Source organism: Lysinibacillus sp. RU7 (genome assembly GCF_057837305.1).
The window spans coordinates 30,896-46,525 of sequence record NZ_JBYQFK010000012.1; the positions used below are offsets into that span (position 1 = coordinate 30,896).

The following is a 15,630-nucleotide window of genomic DNA, read 5'->3' on the forward strand; positions in this document are numbered from 1 at the left end:
ACACCCCTTTAAAGCATATATTTCATAATACTTTGTGCAATATCATCAACATCGACTATTTCATCTACGAGCTGCGTTTCCACCGCAGCTTTTGGCATGCCATATACGATACATGTATCAGCTGACTCTGCAATAGCAATGACGTTACCAGTTTGCTTCAATGCGACTAAGCCTTTTGAACCATCATGCCCCATACCAGTCATAATGACAGCAATCTTATCAAAATCGCTATATTTACTTACATCTTCAAACATTACGTCTACGGATGGGCGATGACCAGAGCGTGGCGGTTCGGTTTGATCGAGAACGATACCAAATGCCATCCCTACTTTACGTATTTTTAGGTGATAGCCTCCAGGTGCAATATAGGCTACCCCATTTTGCAGAATATCTCCTTGTTCAGCCTCTTTTACTTGAATTTGGCTTAGTTGATTTAGTCGATTCGCTAACGACTTTGTAAAGCCCGCAGGCATATGCTGAACAATCAAAATAGGTGCTTGAATATTAGCTGGAATTTTTGTAATAACTTCTTGTAGCGCACGTGGACCACCCGTTGATGTACCAATCAGCACTACTTTTTTTGATGTTTTACTCCATTCTGGCTTCACCGGCCAAGTAACCATTTTATTTAATTGCGGTTGCTTACTAAATAGCGGCTTCTTTGTTCCCATTGATACGGGAGTTTGCATCGCTTCTTGTGTTTTCACTTTTTCTATGCGCTTTTCACCAATTGGTTTTTTTAAATTAGCAACTGATACTTGTGCTGCTTGCTCTACTTTGCGCACCAAATCGACTTGGATTTTATGTAAATCAAGAGATATTGTACCACTTGGTTTGGCAACAAAATCAACAGCACCATTTTCCATAGCAATTAATGTGTTTTCTGTTCCGCGGTCTGTTGTACTAGAAAGCATAACAACTGGAACGGGACAAATTGTCATAATTTCTTTTAATGCATCTAGACCATTCATCTCAGGCATTTCAACATCCATTGTTACGACATTTGGCTGTAATTGTTGAATTTTTTTTATAGCATCTTTCCCGTTACGAGCTGTCCCGACAACTTCCACTTTCGGATTTCCGACAAAAAAGTCGCTAATTAGCTTTCTCATAAAAGCAGAGTCATCAACAACTAATAGCTTGCTTTTGTTTGAGAAGTCCAATTAATCACGTCCTTTCGAAAATATGCTTTTTAGCTTGGATAAAAATTTGTTCGATTCTGGTTGTCCATGTACCTCTTCCACACGATGATGCATAAATTTACTAACAATCAATTTCATTGTTTTTGAAATCGGTGCATCTGGATACGCCAGCGTAAAAGGAATTTGCTCTCTTACTGCTTTTCGAACGACCGGATCCTCTGGTAAAGATCCGAGAGCCGTTACTTCTTTTGAAAGAAACTTTTGCATTGCACCAGACAAGCGATTTAGCGTATCTCGCCCTTCTTCTCGTGTAAAAGATCGGTTACATAAAATATAAAATTGCTTTTGACTATCTTTTATATGAATATATTTCATCATGGAATAGGCATCCATAATCGCTGTTGGTTCAGCAGTTGAAATGACAATGACTTCATCAATTGATGTTAATAAATCTAGTGACCAACTCGTAGCGCCTGCACCCATATCAAATAAAATATAATCAAAAGATTTTTGAAGGTACTCAAAGGCTTCAACTAATCGGTTAAACATATCTTCTGACCATTCTAATATAGAGGACATTCCTGAACCGCCTGAAATATACTGTAGATTATTTGGTCCTTCAAATAGCACTTTTTCAATCGATACATCACCTTCAAGGTAGTCCTTCAAATTCAATTGTACACTTTTTCCAATTAAAATGTGAATATTCCCCATACCGATATCCATATCTACAATGACTACTTTTTTTCCTTCTTTTGCAAGTAATGTGGCGAAGTTCATGGAAAAATTACTTTTTCCTACGCCCCCTTTACCACTTACAACGGCGATAGATCGCCCTAAAGCACCTTCACTCTCAAGCATTTTCAATCTTAATTTCTCGGCTTGATCCCTCATTCAAATTCTCCTTGAAAGAACAGTTCAAATAATTTTTCTAGGTCTGGTTGCTCAATATCTTCCGGTACTTCTTGACCATTCGTATAGTAAGCAAGTCCCTTTTTATATTTAATCATTAAATTGAACATAGTGCCAATAGAATTTGTTTCATCCAACTTTGTAAAAATAAATTTATTAATTGGTATTTGTTCAAACTGCTCCACAATGGCTTCAACATCACGCTCTTTAGCCGTTAAGGACACAACTAAAAAGGACTCTGATTGATCGCTAAAATCAATTAATGTTTGTAAATCGTTCACATACTTTACTTCTTTATAATTTCGCCCAGCTGTATCAATAAAGATTAAATCAAGATAATCCAATTTTTTGATTGCATTTTTATAATCTTCACGGCTATATACAATTTCCACTGGTGCCTGTAATAAACCCGCATATATTTTTAATTGCTCAATAGCAGCGATACGATATGTATCCGTTGTAATAAAACCAATCTTTTTCTTTTTTTCTAATACGGACCGAGCAGCCATTTTTGCAATGGTTGTTGTTTTCCCTACACCAGTCGGTCCTAGCACATTAATATATTTTTTGTCATATGTTAATCCACCAATTTCAACATGTAACAGCTGTTGACGTAAGTAATTCTCTGCAAACTCTCGCATCTCATGAAAAGGAATTGCATGATCTCTATTTTTAAAATGCTTAAAGAGCTCATCACCTATAGCTGTGATGAGCTCTATGCTTAGCTCTTGACTTTTCAAATAATCAATGAAAGGTAAGAGTTCATCTGGGTATTGAGATTGAATCGATTGTCGTTGTACAGATTGCATAATGGACTTTAAATCTGCAATTTCTTTCTTTAACTCCTCATTAACGAATGACTCATCTTTTCGTTGTTCATTAGGAGCTACTCGTATAACCTCTTCTTGTTGAACTGTAGCTGGAATTGGATGAAGCTCAGGTAGCGGGGGAACGAGTGATTTTTTCTCCACTCGATCTACACCTGCTACTACTTCAAAACTTCTTTTCTTCACTAAGCCTAAAAACTTCTTTGTGACAACTACTTTTGAATTTAAAATGACGGCGTCTTCTCCTAAATCAGCACGAATAAGTTTCATTGCCTCAGCAATAGAAGGCGCATTGTATTTTTTCATTTTCATTCTACGTTTACCACCCCGACACTTTGAATTTCAACGGCTGCATCTAACTCATTGTACGATAAAATTGGAACTTGCGGGAAATAACGTTCTGTCAGTTGTCTCAAATACATTCGTACACCTGGTGAGCATAAAATTAATGGCGATTGCTCCATAAAGGACACACGCTCTACTTCTTTTGCAATGGCTTCTAACACGAATTGAGATTCTTGCGGATCCATCGCCAAATAATTTCCATGATCCGTTTGTTGAATGCTATCTGCAACCATTTTCTCGACCTTGCCAGACACTGTAATGACTTTTAACGCAGGTTGCGCACCGACAAATTGCGACGTAATTTGACGAGCTAATGCTTGACGCACATATTCTGTCAAAATATCTGTATCACTTGTTAGCTTTGCATAGTCTGAAAGCGTTTCAAAAATAATGGGTAAATTTCGAATCGATACATTTTCACGCAGTAATTTTGCTAGCACTTTTTGAATTTCACCAATTGACAGCGGTGTAGGTGTTAATTCATCTACTAAAATAGCATGTGTTTCTCGTAAATGATCGATGAGCTGTTTCGTTTCTTGTCGACCTAGCAATTCATGCGCGTTTCCACGAATCATCTCGGTTAAATGTGTCGAAACAACACTTGGTGGATCTACGACCGTATATCCAAACATTTCAGCATCTTCTTTTACTTGCTCTGTAATCCACTTTGCCGGCAACCCAAATGAAGGCTCAATCGTATCAATCCCATCAATAGAATTATCGTCGCCAGGACTCATTGCTAAATAGTGGTCAAGTAATAATTCGCCTCTTGCCATTTCATTTCCTTTAATTTTAATACGATATTCATTTGGCTGTAGTTGAATATTGTCGCGAATACGTACAACAGGAATAACAATCCCTAATTCTAGCGCAAGTTGTCGACGAATCATGACAACGCGGTCAAGTAAGTCACCGCCCTGCGCTGCATCTACTAACGGAATCAGACCGTAACCAAATTCAAATTCAATCGGGTCAACACTTAATAAATTTACAACATTTTCAGGGCTTTTCATCGTATCTGCTGCAACCTCTTGTTCCATTTCCAATATTTCTTCCGGATCTTCTTCTTTCTCACGGTCCATTAAGAACGCACCGATTGCAAGTGCTGCAGCAATTGGCAATGTAATCCAAGCCGGAATAGGGGTGAACATCCCTAATAATAAAATTGTGGCACCTGCTACATAAAGTAGCTTTGACTGTGCAAATAATTGCTTTGTAATATCGACACCTAAATTTCCATCAGAAGCTGCACGCGTTACAACAATACCTGTAGCAGTGGAAATTAATAGTGCCGGAATTTGTGATACGAGACCGTCACCAACTGTTAATATCGAAAAGTGGTTTGCTGCATCGCCAAAACTCATCTGCATTTGCACAATACCAATAATCATACCAACAAGTAAATTGATAAATACCATAATAATAGATGCAATGGCATCCCCTTTTACGAATTTTGTCGCCCCGTCCATGGCACCATAAAAGTCCGCCTCACCCGCAACTTTTTCACGACGTTCACGCGCTTCTTTTTCGGAAATCATCCCCGCATTTAAATCGGCATCAATACTCATTTGCTTACCAGGCATCGCATCTAATGTGAAACGTGCTGCAACTTCAGCGACACGCTCAGAACCTTTTGTAATAACGATAAACTGGATAATAACTAATAATAAGAAGATTACAAGACCGACTAAAATATTACCACCCGTTACGAAACTACCAAATGTATGTACAACATCTCCCGCATCTCCTTGTGCTAAAATCGCACGTGTCGTTGAAACGGATAAAGCAAGTCGAAATAATGTCAACAGTAAGATCACGGTTGGGAAAATCGAGAAGTCTAATGCTTCTTTCATATTCATCGATGTTAATAGCACTAATAATGCTAATGTAATATTAATAATAATTAAGAAACTTAGTAACCACGTTGGTAGAGGGATGATGAGCATCGCTACGATTAAAATAACCGCACCTAAAACCCCTAAATCGCGAACTTGCATGGTTTTCCCTCCTAATGTTTCGTGTTTTAAATTTTACGTTTAATGCGATAAACGTACGCTAAAATTTCTGCTACCGCTTTGAAAAACTCTTCAGGAACTTGCTCGCCAATCTCCACTTGGTCATACATTGCCCGTGCTAGTGGTCGGTTTTCCACCATAACGACGTCATGCTCCTTAGCAATTAATTTGATTTTTTGTGCTACAAAATCTGTTCCCTTTGCTACTACACGTGGTGCATCCATACTATTTTCATCATATTTCAGCGCAATCGCATAGTGAGTTGGGTTCGTAATAACCACATCTGCATGAGGTACTTCTTGCATCATACGACGCATTGCCATCTCACGCTGACGTTGTTTAATTTTAGATTTAATTAATGGGTCACCCTCCGAATTTTTATGCTCATCCTTAATATCTTGCTTCGACATCTTTAAATTTTTCTCATAATCATAGCGCTCATACATATAATCCAAAATCGAGATTAATAACAGCATAATTGCTGCAGCTACGCCCATTAATCCCGATAAGTAAGCCACGGTCGTAAGCGATTCCCACGGACTTTTAAAAGATAGCGCAAGCACTTCTTCAAGATAAATCCAAATAACCGCAAATGTGACTACCCCTAATAAAGTTACTTTTAATAAAGATTTGATTAAATTAATAATCGCCCGTACTGAAATAATTTTTTTTATCCCTTTAATAGGATCCATTTTTTTTAAATCAAACTTTAAAGTCTCTGTTGTAAAAAGGAACCCAAACTGCAAATAGTTTGCTCCAATACCTGCAACCATCGCAATAACCATAATCGGCAGCACAATCCATGCCATTTCCTGTATCGCATCTGTATACATTTCCATGACTGTTTCGATTGAAACCGTTTCAATTAGCATATTTCGATATAATGCTTGCGTTAAAAAGGAACGCATGCCTTGATACATACTAGGCGCTATAAAAAATAAAAACAAAAATATAATCAATAACAAAATAGCCGCTGAAACATCTTGACTTTTTAATACTTGCCCTTTTTTCCGCGAATCCTGACGTTTTTTAGGTGTCGCTTTTTCTGTTTTTTCACCAGCGAAAAACTGTAAGTCTAAATGTATAATAAGCTTCATATTTACGAACCACCTAAAACAATCATTAAATTGCGCATGCCGATTATCGCCATTTCAATCACACGTTCCATTACCTCTACCATTACCCCCATCATAATAATGAGCAGGATAAAACCTACCGCAATTTTAATCGGGAAGCCGACAACGAAAATATTTAACTGTGGCACTGTTTTTCCTGTAATACCTAAAGCTAATGTAACTAAAAATAAGGTTGCAATTATTGGAGCCGACATTTGAAAAGCAACTGCAAACACCGCAACAAATAACTTCATAATGTATTCAACTGATTCTGCATCTCCAAAACTCGGAAAAAACTGATCTAGTGGTAAAAATTGATAACTATAAAAAATGCCATCTAGCACTAAGTGATGGCCGTTAATTGCTAAAAATACGAGTAACAATAAGAAATTAAAAAACTGCCCCATGAGCGGACTTTGGGCCCCTGTTTGCGGGTCTACAATATTCGCCATCGCAAAGCCCATTTGGAAATCAATAAACCCACCAGCTATTTGTACAGCTGAAAAAACAATATATACGACTAAACCAAGTGTTAAACCTACAATTGCCTCTTTAATAACAAGTAATATGTACTCCCCATTAATCGTAAAAGCCTCAATTGAAAACGTATAATACATCATCCAAGATAATACAAATGCAAGTACGATTTTCAATTGAGGGGGAATTGTTTTATAAGAAAATAGCGGAATGGATACAAAAAATGCAGATACTCTCACAAAAATCAATAATAAAACAGATATTTTTGGTACTAGTTCTACCATCTATATCACCCTATGTAACGTACTAAATTATTTAAAATGTCATGCACATAACTTGTGATTTGTGATAACATCCACGGACCGAAAAAGACAATCGCTACGAGTACGGCAACAATTTTAGGTACAAACGCTAATGTCTGTTCTTGGATTGACGTTGTCGCTTGAAAAATACTCACTGCTAAACCAGATACTAATGCTACCAACAGGAGCGGTCCTGAAGCAGCAAGGACGATAAAGATCGCGCGTTCTGCAATTGAAATGACCATTTCTTGTGTCATACTGTATCATCCCCTAATAAAAACTCTGTAATAGCGATTTCATTACTAAATACCATCCATCCACAAGAACGAATAATAAAATTTTAAACGGCAATGAAATCATAACAGGTGGTAACATCATCATCCCCATTGCCATTAATGTAGACGCTACAATCATATCGATTACTAAAAACGGAATGAAAATCATAAAGCCCATTTGAAAAGCGGTTTTTATTTCACTTAGCGCAAAAGCTGGAATTAACGTTGTTAGTGGAATAGCCTCAACGGATTCTGGTCGTTCTGCTTGATTGTATTCCAAAAACAACTCTAAATCTTTTTGTCTCGTATGCTTTGCCATAAATTCCTTAAATGGTAAAGAAGCTCGATCATATGCTTCTTCTAGACCAATCTCCTCATCAAATAACGGCTGTAACGCTTGTTCATTCACTTGTTGAAAAGTTGGTGCCATAATAAAAAACGTTAAAAACAACGCAAGACCAATAATCACTTGGTTGGGTGGCATTTGCTGTGTAGCAAGTGCTGTTCGTGTAAAAGACAACACAATGACAATCCGCGCAAATGAAGTCATCAAAATTAATATACTCGGTGCTAAAGAAAGAACTGTTAACAGAATTAACAGCTTTACAGATGTAGAGACATTGGTTGGATCGGTGTCAGAAAAGATCGATATGAAATCTGTCATTGCTTATCGTTCCCCTTTTCCTTCCATCTTTCCAATCCATCACTACGTTCTTTTTTGATTTCAGATAAACGCTTATCTAAAATACTATTGAATTCCTCTGACTGAACTTTGGCAGAACGGTGTGGTTTGAATTTTGTAAAAAGCTCAGCAATGTACGGAGCATTGGATGTGTTCGTATACTTTTCATTGTATAATGCTACAATTTGCTCAATCTCCTGCGGGTCAGAAATCGTTTGAAGTAATCGTACATCTTCGCCAACACCCACAACATAAATTTGATTGCCAATTTGCAGCAGTTGGACAGATTTTTGTGGTCCGACAGAATGCCCGCCAAGATTACGCACGATGCTGTTTTGCTGATAATTTTGATTACGTTTATTTAAAAAACGTAAAACATAAATTAATAAACCTAGTACAAATACTAGTGATAGCAAAATTCTTATGTATTCCCATGCGCCCATACGAACAGACGCCGAATCACTGTTCTGTGTGTCGGCATCTGTTTCACCACTATTTACGCAAAGGCTTGGATTTTTTAAACATTCATCACTCACCATTGCGTAGGAAGTAGAGCTTACATGGGTTAATGCTACAAACATAAGTAATACTACAAAAACCATCCTTACATAAAATGATTTCTTTACTTGCATGTTGTTAACCTAAAGCTTTTTGAATTGCTTCAATAACGCGGTCTGCCTGGAATGGTTTTACAATAAAGTCTTTAGCACCCGCTTGAATTGCATCAATAACCATTGCTTGTTGTCCCATTGCTGAACACATAATGACTACTGCATTTGGATCAGAGGCTTTAATCCCTTTTAACGCTGCAATACCATCCATTTCAGGCATTGTAATATCCATTGTTACTAAATCTGGACGTAACTCATTATACTTCTCTACTGCTTGTGCACCATCTGCGGCTTCACCGACTACATCAAAGCCATTTTTCGTTAAAATATCTTTGATCATCATACGCATGAACGCTGCGTCGTCAACAATTAAAATCTTTTTAGACATAGTAAGATTCCTCCAATTAGTACTATCTTAAATTATTTAAGCGCTCCGTTTGACTTAAAATATCCGTAATACGAACACCGAAGTTTTCATCAATTACCACTACTTCACCTTTTGCAATTAAACGGTTATTAACTAGAATGTCAACAGGCTCACCAGCAAGCTTATCTAATTCGATAATTGAGCCACTGGATAACTCTAAAATTTCTTTCACGGAACGCTTTGTACGTCCTAGTTCTACCGATACTTGCAATGGAATATCTAGCAGCATATTTAAATTACGGGCTTCAGCTTGCGAAATATTTGGTGGTTGGAAGCTCGCAAACTGTGCTGGTTGAACATTCACTGGTTGCTGTGGTGGCGCATACATCGGTTGTTGATATACAGGTACAGGTGATGGCTGAGCATACATTTGTTGCGTCGGCACTTGCTGCATCATTGGCTGCTCGTACATTGGTTGCGGCGGTACTTGCTGCATCATTGGTTGCTCATACATTGGCTGCTGTACAGGAGATGCTTGAGGTGTTGGCTGTGGCTGGCTAGTAGCAACCGGTTGAGGTGCCGGTTCAGCAATAGCAGTCGGCGCTAACTCTTCCTCACTCTCCCCCAATAATGACTTTACTATTTTTTTACTAAAGTTTAAAGGTAATAATTGCATTAAATTTGAATCGATTAAATCACCGATACGTAATCTAAATGAAATCTTCACGAGTAAATCGTCATCAGGGATATTGTCTCGCCCTTCATTTTTAGAAATATTCATTAAATCAATCGTTGGTGGAGAAATATCGACCTTTTGATTAAATACAGTAGACATTGATGTTGCCGCAGAGCCCATCATTTGGTTCATTGCCTCTTGTACCGCACTCAGTTGAATTTCTCCTAGTTCCGGTTTTGGATTTAAACCGTCCCCACCTAACATTAAATCCGCGATAATCGCTGCATCGGATTGCTTGATTACTAGCAGATTCATACCCGTTAATCCGACTGTATATTCCACCTGTATCGCTACGTACGGATGAGGGAACTCCTCTTCTAGTGTATTACGATTGATCATGCTGAGGCTAGGTGTTGTAATATCTACTTTTTGCCCTAGTAGAGCTGATAGTGCCGTTGCTGAGCTACCAAAAGAAATATTGCCCACTTCTCCAAGTGCATCCTGTTCCAGTGGACTTAAATAATCCTCCATGATAATTATACTACCTTCAGCCGTTTCATTTGTCACTGTATCTGTTAATCTATCTTCTAATGTTTCGCCTCTTAATAAGGCTTCGATTTCTTCTTGGGAGAGCATTTCATCACTCATCATCGTCGTCTCCTCCTTTTACCGGGTCAATTACTTGAATGGCCATTTTTTTATTTAACTTACCTGGCTGCACAGTAAATTTGGGTAAAGTTCCTACTTTAAGAATCAGTGGATCTGTTATTTTTTGATCTAATTCAATAACATCTCCTATATTCATTGTAAGAAAATCCTCAACTGAAATGGAAGTAGTTCCTAACTCTGCCACTACCGGTAATGTAGACTGTTTCACTCTATTTTCAAGCATCTTGACTTGCTCAGGTGACATTTCTTTCGTATTCGTTTGCATCCAGTAGCGTACCGATAAGTTTGGTACAATCGGCTCTAGTACTACGTGTGGTAAACAAATATTAATCATCCCGGTCGTCTCACCAATAATTGTATTGAGTGAAATTACAACAACCGTTTCATTCGGTGAAATCATTTGTAAGAATTGCGGATTTACTTCAAGCTCAATTAACATCGGATCAATTTCTACTATATTTTCCCATGCTTCTCGTAAGTTATCAAATGAGCGCTCAAATAAATTTGTCATAATTTTCGTTTCGATTTCAGTTAAGTTGTCAACGTTACTATGACTTGCACCTGTTCCCCCCATCAATCGATCTAACATCGAATAGGCAATATTCGGGTTAATCTCCATTAAAATATTACCATCTAACGGTGGTACTTCAAATACATTTATTAATGTCATATTCGGAATGGATCGAACAAATTCTTCAAATGGAATTTGGTCAACCGAAGCAACTGTAATTTGGACATATGTTCTAAGCTGCGCCGAGAAAAATGTCGTAAGTAACCGTGCGAAGTTTTCGTGAATACGAGTTAAGCTTCGAATTTGATCTTTTGAAAAACGAAGCGCGCGTTTAAAATCATATACTTTGACCTTTTTCGCTTCATCTTCTTTTTTCATTTCATCAGCTGACATTTCCCCAGTCGATATCGCTGACAGTAGCGCATCAATTTCGGATTGGGAAAGCACATCTCCTGCCATTTGCCCACCTCCTATTTCAACCTATTTCTAGTTATGAAATGATGAAGGAGGTAATGTAAACTTGTTGTACTTCCCCTTCTTGCATCAATTCATTCATTTTTGCCTTAATGGCCTTTTCAAATAATACTTTCCCTTGCTTACCTTGTAAATCTTCTTCTGTCATTTCAGATAATTCTTGAATTGCAATATTATTTACTTGGAAGATACGTTGTGTTAATTCTTTTGCTGCGTCTTCACTTTCTGTTTGAATTGTCAATTGTAGAACCACATATTGACCATCTGCTAAATTTGTTTTAATCTCAGGAATGGCAACAGAAGCTAATGTAATCTCTTCAATCGATAGCTCTTTCACTTCTGGTTCCTTGTTGAGCTGTGTTAACAGAACAAAGGCAATCACACCAACTAAAGCAAGCGCCGCTATAATGATGAGCATAATTGTCAACAGTTTATTCTTCTTCATCTTCTTCACCTCGTAGATGCGGATTTGATAGAATTTGTATTTGTCTATAAAATGCCTTTATCCGCTCACGCACCTCTGTTTCAGATTCTAATACGATAAACTTACGCCCAGTCGTTAGCGTTATCGTTGTGTCCGGAAAAGCTTCGACTGTTTCTATGTATAAAGCATTTAATGAGAACGCTTTGCCATTAAGGCGAGTAACTTCAATCATTGTAAGGGGCCGGACCTGCCACGAGAGCCGGCCCGACCCTCCTTTGCAATGAATTTATAAATCTATAAAATTAACGTTTTAAGTTAGTAAGTTCTTGTAAAATTTCATCAGAAGTTGTGATGATACGAGAGTTTGCTTGGAAACCGCGCTGTGCAACAATCATTTCTGTGAATTCTTCAGAAAGGTCTACGTTGGACATTTCTAATGATCCGGAAACGGTTTTACCGATCCCTAATACACCACCTGAACCGAATTGCGCTACCCCAGAGTTCGCAGAAACTTGGTAATAGCTATTCCCCTCTTTTGTTAAACCTTCCGCATTTGGGAATTTAGCAATCATCAATTGACCTGCAAACTGCAAACCACCCGCTGAATCCACATAGGACACTGTACCATCTAACCCAATCGACATGGACTGAGCATTTGCAGGAATCCAAATTTTCCCTCCAATAATTTCATTGTCAGCATTTGGACCACTTGCCCATAATTGTGAATCTGCTCCAATTTCCTCAAAAGGCCATTTAGTTGCTACTTCATCAAACGCTTCATCTATTGGTAAATGTCCAATTATTCCATCACCCTCAGGTGCATTATCCGGTAAATCCCCATCACCGGCAACATTCCACCCAACTAAATAATCACCATTCGAGTTGACTAAAAAACCTTGTTCATCCATATAAAAATTCCCTGCACGAGTATATGAAACGGATTTATAATTCGTGACTACTGCGTCTGCTCCCCCTGCTGGTTCACCTACTTTACCAACAACGAAATACCCTTCACCTTCCATTCCAACATCAAGTGTACGTGCTGTCGTTTGTAGGGCACCTGCACCATGAATCGTATCGATTGCCGCCGACTGGGAACCTAAACCAACTTGTTTGGCGTTTACGCCTCCCGCACCCAATGTCGGACCAGAAGCACCAGATTGTGTTTGAGAGATTAAATCTTTAAATATAACACGGCTTTTTTTAAATCCATACGTATTAACGTTTGCGATATTGTTACCAATTACATCTAGCTTTGTTTGTAAATTTCTTAAACCTGTAATACTTGAGTACATTGAACGTAACATAAATGTCGTTCTCCCTTCTAATTTGAAAATATCGCATCAATCAGTCAGCGATATGAGGCATCCTATACGGTCCTGCCTTAGAGTACGATTGTTCCATCAATATTTGTAAATAATTGCGATTTCGCTTCGTAGCGATCCATAGCCGTAATAACGGTTGCATTTTTTGCACTCACAATCAGTGCTGCTTGCTCCATTAATACTAATGGTTGCTTGACACCTTTATCTCGCGCTTCAAACACTCTATCCGTTACTTCTTGCCACTCCGCTTCCGAAATCTCAATATTCCGCTCCTGCATCCGTTCAGAAGCATGCTTGCTAATTTTCAGCTCTTGCTGTGCCTGCCTAAAATGTTCATGAAATGACTTAATTGGCGTTTCCTGAGCATTGTGCTTCGGCGTTAACGCTGGACGAAATGGAACATGTTGAATAGTAATTTTATTCATCATAAGCGTCCCTACCTTATCCCTGTGTTTGCTCAGTTGAATCTGTTGTATCCTCTACATCTTCATCTTGCTCTGTTTCCGTATTTTCTGTTTCAGATACGACTTCAAATTGCTCTTTTGTTAATCGAGTACCATTGTTTAAAATATACTCAATTACGCCATTCTTCGTTGTAATCGCTTCAATCACAGCTTGGACTGACTCACCGTTCACATTATACTGAGCTGTCTTCCCAATTAATTGACTTGCTTGTGCGAAAGGATTTTCCCCTGTAGAGGAACCTGTTTCTTTCCCACCTAAAATACCAGAAATATTTCCAGCAGAAATTTCTTTTCCACTATCTAAGACGAAAATTGGTTGTCCGTCTTTAAATTTAACTTCCGTTACAACACCTGTTCCTTCTATTACTAATGGCTTTCCTTCTTTATCTACTTCTTTTTCTGATAACTCATGCCATTTTACTTCTTTTCCAATAAAAGATGTATAGGACATTAATTGGGTTTCTCTTTGCGACATCAATAGCGCTTCTATTGCTTTACTCATATTTTGCATTTGCTCTAAAGAAGAGAACTGAGCCATTTGGGCAATAAACTCACGGTCATCCATTGGATTTGTTGGATCTTGATTTTGTAACTGGGTAATTAGAATGTGCAAAAATGCATCTTTTCCCAAAGTGCTATTATCTTTTTTTGTTGTATATTCGTACTTTGATGTATTTAAATAATAATCTGTTGTAATACTCTTTTTCTCCGTAGTTACATTTGTACTCAAACTTGAAGTCATCGCTACACCTCCTCAGTGAAAAACTCTTCTGTTAAAAATTCACTAAACGATTGCTTCTCTTCATCGTCATCTTTTCGTTCTTCTTGCTCTTCCTGTTGCTGGCGGAAGAAATTATTAAAGAAGTTTTGATCGCGTGCATTACGCTCTGCATCTTGAAGAGATTGCGCTACATCAATTCGCTCCATTTGGATGTTTTGAGCGACAAAAGCGGATTTTAATTGATTTAAATTGGAGTCAAGTAGCTCTTTGCCTACAGCAGTCGTTGCAAGTAAACGCGCGTGCATTAATCCGTCTTTTTGTACTAACTCAATACGAATTTGTCCTAAATTCTCAGGGAATAATTTTAAGACAAGACGCATCGTTCCTTGATTATTTGACATTTGGCTACGGTTAAGTAAGTTTTGAATTTCCTTAGCTAATGCTTCGGACTGTGCTGAACGCTCTGCTGGTAGTGTCACCGGTACGGTTTTTGTTGTGACCGTTGTCGTTTGTTGATTACCATTTACTTGTGCTGTATCTGTTTCCTGCTTGACGACTGTTTGAGACAATTGTTGTTCGACTTGTTGGAACGTTGTCGTTTTGATGGTCTCTTGTTGTGCAATTTGTTGGAACGTTATGGTTTCTTGCTGTGTTGTAGGTTGTAACTGCGCTACTAATGATTGTAATACATCCTTCGCTTGGCTTAATTGGAATTCCTGCTGATACACTGTATCTAACTTCATACCAACCATTTGTGCCAGCTTTAAAAACTCCACTATTTTTGTAGCTTCTTTCGGCGTTACAATGTGATTTTCACCTTGTAAAATCGACGATACTTGTGCTAGTAATGCTGGTGATTGTTCGAGTATTGCCCATACATCATCCATCGGCATTTCTTCACCAAGAAGTTGTTGAATGATTACTCCTAACTCCTCTGTCGTTATTCCTAATGCAGCGGTTAAATCTTCTACATTCATCATTTCTTCAATTGGCATTAGCTGACCATCAATTTCTGCAAACATCCCCCCTTCATCGTGTACAATACCAAGTGCTGCAAACACTTCTTCCAGTGTCTCTGCTTCCACAACTTCTGTTACCTCTTTCGTTGCTTCTTCAATTGGTTCAGCTTGCTTTTGCTGTGATGGGGCTTGTGTTGCTGACATTGTGTCATTAAACACCTTGTCAAAAGAGTTCGATTTTTGTTGATTGCTCGTAGTTGATGTCGTTCCTGCTTGCTTCGTATTGTTCATACGCGTTTGTGCCATTTGTAATAGTACGATATCCATTATTTTGTTT

18 protein-coding genes are annotated in these 15,630 nt (G+C 38.2%); all 18 read right to left on the reverse strand.

The genetic code is table 11. From position 1 onward, the window contains the following. Positions 1-8 precede the first annotated feature (8 nt). Positions 9-1,163 carry a protein-glutamate methylesterase/protein-glutamine glutaminase gene (locus tag AC3II9_RS10365; protein WP_489155245.1) on the reverse strand — a complete coding sequence of 385 codons (1,155 nt, stop codon included), beginning with the start codon at positions 1,161-1,163 and terminating at the stop codon, positions 9-11. Continuing rightward, the gene (locus tag AC3II9_RS10370; RefSeq protein ID WP_391366436.1) at positions 1,164-2,036 is read right to left on the reverse strand and encodes a MinD/ParA family protein; all 873 of its coding nucleotides are present in this window, start codon (positions 2,034-2,036) and stop codon (positions 1,164-1,166) included. Further along, positions 2,033-3,193 (reverse strand): flagellar biosynthesis GTPase FlhF, encoded by a 1,161-nt coding sequence (gene flhF / locus AC3II9_RS10375; protein WP_489155247.1) that lies wholly within the window; start codon positions 3,191-3,193, stop codon positions 2,033-2,035. Before flhF ends, AC3II9_RS10370 begins: the two co-directional genes overlap by 4 nt. Beyond that, positions 3,190-5,223: a flagellar biosynthesis protein FlhA gene (gene flhA, locus AC3II9_RS10380; RefSeq protein WP_489155249.1), complete on the reverse strand. Its 2,034-nt coding sequence runs from the start codon at positions 5,221-5,223 to the stop codon at positions 3,190-3,192. The genes flhF and flhA overlap by 4 nt, the downstream gene beginning before the upstream one ends. A gap of 26 nt (positions 5,224-5,249) precedes the next feature. Then, positions 5,250-6,338 carry a flagellar biosynthesis protein FlhB gene (gene flhB, locus AC3II9_RS10385; RefSeq protein WP_489155251.1) on the reverse strand — a complete coding sequence of 363 codons (1,089 nt, stop codon included), beginning with the start codon at positions 6,336-6,338 and terminating at the stop codon, positions 5,250-5,252. 2 nt (positions 6,339-6,340) lie between these two features. Beyond that, a complete protein-coding gene (gene fliR, locus AC3II9_RS10390) occupies positions 6,341-7,117 on the reverse strand; it encodes a flagellar biosynthetic protein FliR (RefSeq protein WP_489155253.1) in 777 nt (258 codons plus the stop codon). Positions 7,118-7,122: 5 nt separating this feature from the next. Next, on the reverse strand, positions 7,123-7,392 hold the full coding sequence (fliQ, locus tag AC3II9_RS10395) for a flagellar biosynthesis protein FliQ (RefSeq protein WP_391366431.1): 270 nt from the start codon (positions 7,390-7,392) through the stop codon (positions 7,123-7,125). Between the two features lie 13 nt (positions 7,393-7,405). Further along, complete coding sequence (gene fliP, locus AC3II9_RS10400) at positions 7,406-8,074, reverse strand: flagellar type III secretion system pore protein FliP (protein WP_391366430.1); 669 nt, start codon at positions 8,072-8,074, stop codon at positions 7,406-7,408. Next, positions 8,071-8,673, reverse strand: coding sequence for a flagellar biosynthetic protein FliO (locus AC3II9_RS10405; RefSeq protein ID WP_489155255.1), 603 nt, complete (start codon positions 8,671-8,673; stop codon positions 8,071-8,073). The genes fliP and AC3II9_RS10405 overlap by 4 nt, the downstream gene beginning before the upstream one ends. A 55-nt stretch (positions 8,674-8,728) precedes the next feature. Further along, on the reverse strand, positions 8,729-9,091 hold the full coding sequence (locus AC3II9_RS10410; RefSeq protein WP_489155257.1) for a response regulator: 363 nt from the start codon (positions 9,089-9,091) through the stop codon (positions 8,729-8,731). A 22-nt stretch (positions 9,092-9,113) separates the two neighbouring features. Next, the gene (gene fliY, locus AC3II9_RS10415; RefSeq protein ID WP_489155367.1) at positions 9,114-10,394 is read right to left on the reverse strand and encodes a flagellar motor switch phosphatase FliY; all 1,281 of its coding nucleotides are present in this window, start codon (positions 10,392-10,394) and stop codon (positions 9,114-9,116) included. Then, on the reverse strand, positions 10,387-11,385 hold the full coding sequence (gene fliM / locus AC3II9_RS10420) for a flagellar motor switch protein FliM (protein WP_431029481.1): 999 nt from the start codon (positions 11,383-11,385) through the stop codon (positions 10,387-10,389). The genes fliY and fliM overlap by 8 nt, the downstream gene beginning before the upstream one ends. A 31-nt stretch (positions 11,386-11,416) precedes the next feature. Continuing rightward, positions 11,417-11,845 (reverse strand): flagellar basal body-associated protein FliL, encoded by a 429-nt coding sequence (gene fliL, locus AC3II9_RS10425; protein WP_489155259.1) that lies wholly within the window; start codon positions 11,843-11,845, stop codon positions 11,417-11,419. Continuing rightward, positions 11,832-12,056, reverse strand: a complete 225-nt coding sequence (locus AC3II9_RS10430) for a flagellar FlbD family protein (protein WP_489155261.1) — start codon at positions 12,054-12,056, stop codon at positions 11,832-11,834. Before AC3II9_RS10430 ends, fliL begins: the two co-directional genes overlap by 14 nt. 70 nt (positions 12,057-12,126) lie before the next feature. Continuing rightward, on the reverse strand, positions 12,127-13,131 hold the full coding sequence (locus AC3II9_RS10435; RefSeq protein ID WP_489155263.1) for a flagellar hook-basal body complex protein: 1,005 nt from the start codon (positions 13,129-13,131) through the stop codon (positions 12,127-12,129). A 77-nt stretch (positions 13,132-13,208) separates the two neighbouring features. Then, the gene (locus AC3II9_RS10440; RefSeq protein ID WP_489155265.1) at positions 13,209-13,574 is read right to left on the reverse strand and encodes a TIGR02530 family flagellar biosynthesis protein; all 366 of its coding nucleotides are present in this window, start codon (positions 13,572-13,574) and stop codon (positions 13,209-13,211) included. 16 nt (positions 13,575-13,590) lie between these two features. Further along, a complete protein-coding gene (gene flgD, locus AC3II9_RS10445; protein WP_489155267.1) occupies positions 13,591-14,355 on the reverse strand; it encodes a flagellar hook assembly protein FlgD in 765 nt (254 codons plus the stop codon). Positions 14,356-14,357: 2 nt separating this feature from the next. Further along, positions 14,358-15,620 carry a flagellar hook-length control protein FliK gene (locus tag AC3II9_RS10450; protein ID WP_489155269.1) on the reverse strand — a complete coding sequence of 421 codons (1,263 nt, stop codon included), beginning with the start codon at positions 15,618-15,620 and terminating at the stop codon, positions 14,358-14,360. Between the last annotated feature and the right edge of the window lie 10 nt (positions 15,621-15,630).

Bases quoted from the DNA above. Each gene is read 5' to 3' on its own strand.
- AC3II9_RS10370 (WP_391366436.1), bottom strand. From the start codon at position 2,036: ATGAGGGATCAAGCCGAGAAATTAAGATTGAAAATGCTTGAGAGTGAA.
- flhF (WP_489155247.1), bottom strand. From the start codon at position 3,193: ATGAAAATGAAAAAATACAATGCGCCTTCTATTGCTGAGGCAATGAAA.
- flhA (WP_489155249.1), bottom strand. From the start codon at position 5,223: ATGCAAGTTCGCGATTTAGGGGTTTTAGGTGCGGTTATTTTAATCGTA.
- flhB (WP_489155251.1), bottom strand. From the start codon at position 6,338: ATGAAGCTTATTATACATTTAGACTTACAGTTTTTCGCTGGTGAAAAA.
- fliR (WP_489155253.1), bottom strand. From the start codon at position 7,117: ATGGTAGAACTAGTACCAAAAATATCTGTTTTATTATTGATTTTTGTG.
- fliQ (WP_391366431.1), bottom strand. From the start codon at position 7,392: ATGACACAAGAAATGGTCATTTCAATTGCAGAACGCGCGATCTTTATC.
- fliP (WP_391366430.1), bottom strand. From the start codon at position 8,074: ATGACAGATTTCATATCGATCTTTTCTGACACCGATCCAACCAATGTC.
- AC3II9_RS10405 (WP_489155255.1), bottom strand. From the start codon at position 8,673: ATGTTTGTAGCATTAACCCATGTAAGCTCTACTTCCTACGCAATGGTG.
- AC3II9_RS10410 (WP_489155257.1), bottom strand. From the start codon at position 9,091: ATGTCTAAAAAGATTTTAATTGTTGACGACGCAGCGTTCATGCGTATG.
- fliY (WP_489155367.1), bottom strand. From the start codon at position 10,394: ATGAGTGATGAAATGCTCTCCCAAGAAGAAATCGAAGCCTTATTAAGA.
- fliM (WP_431029481.1), bottom strand. From the start codon at position 11,385: ATGGCAGGAGATGTGCTTTCCCAATCCGAAATTGATGCGCTACTGTCA.
- fliL (WP_489155259.1), bottom strand. From the start codon at position 11,845: ATGAAGAAGAATAAACTGTTGACAATTATGCTCATCATTATAGCGGCG.
- AC3II9_RS10430 (WP_489155261.1), bottom strand. From the start codon at position 12,056: ATGATTGAAGTTACTCGCCTTAATGGCAAAGCGTTCTCATTAAATGCT.
- AC3II9_RS10435 (WP_489155263.1), bottom strand. From the start codon at position 13,131: ATGTTACGTTCAATGTACTCAAGTATTACAGGTTTAAGAAATTTACAA.
- AC3II9_RS10440 (WP_489155265.1), bottom strand. From the start codon at position 13,574: ATGAATAAAATTACTATTCAACATGTTCCATTTCGTCCAGCGTTAACG.
- flgD (WP_489155267.1), bottom strand. From the start codon at position 14,355: ATGACTTCAAGTTTGAGTACAAATGTAACTACGGAGAAAAAGAGTATT.
- AC3II9_RS10450 (WP_489155269.1), bottom strand. From the start codon at position 15,620: ATGGATATCGTACTATTACAAATGGCACAAACGCGTATGAACAATACG.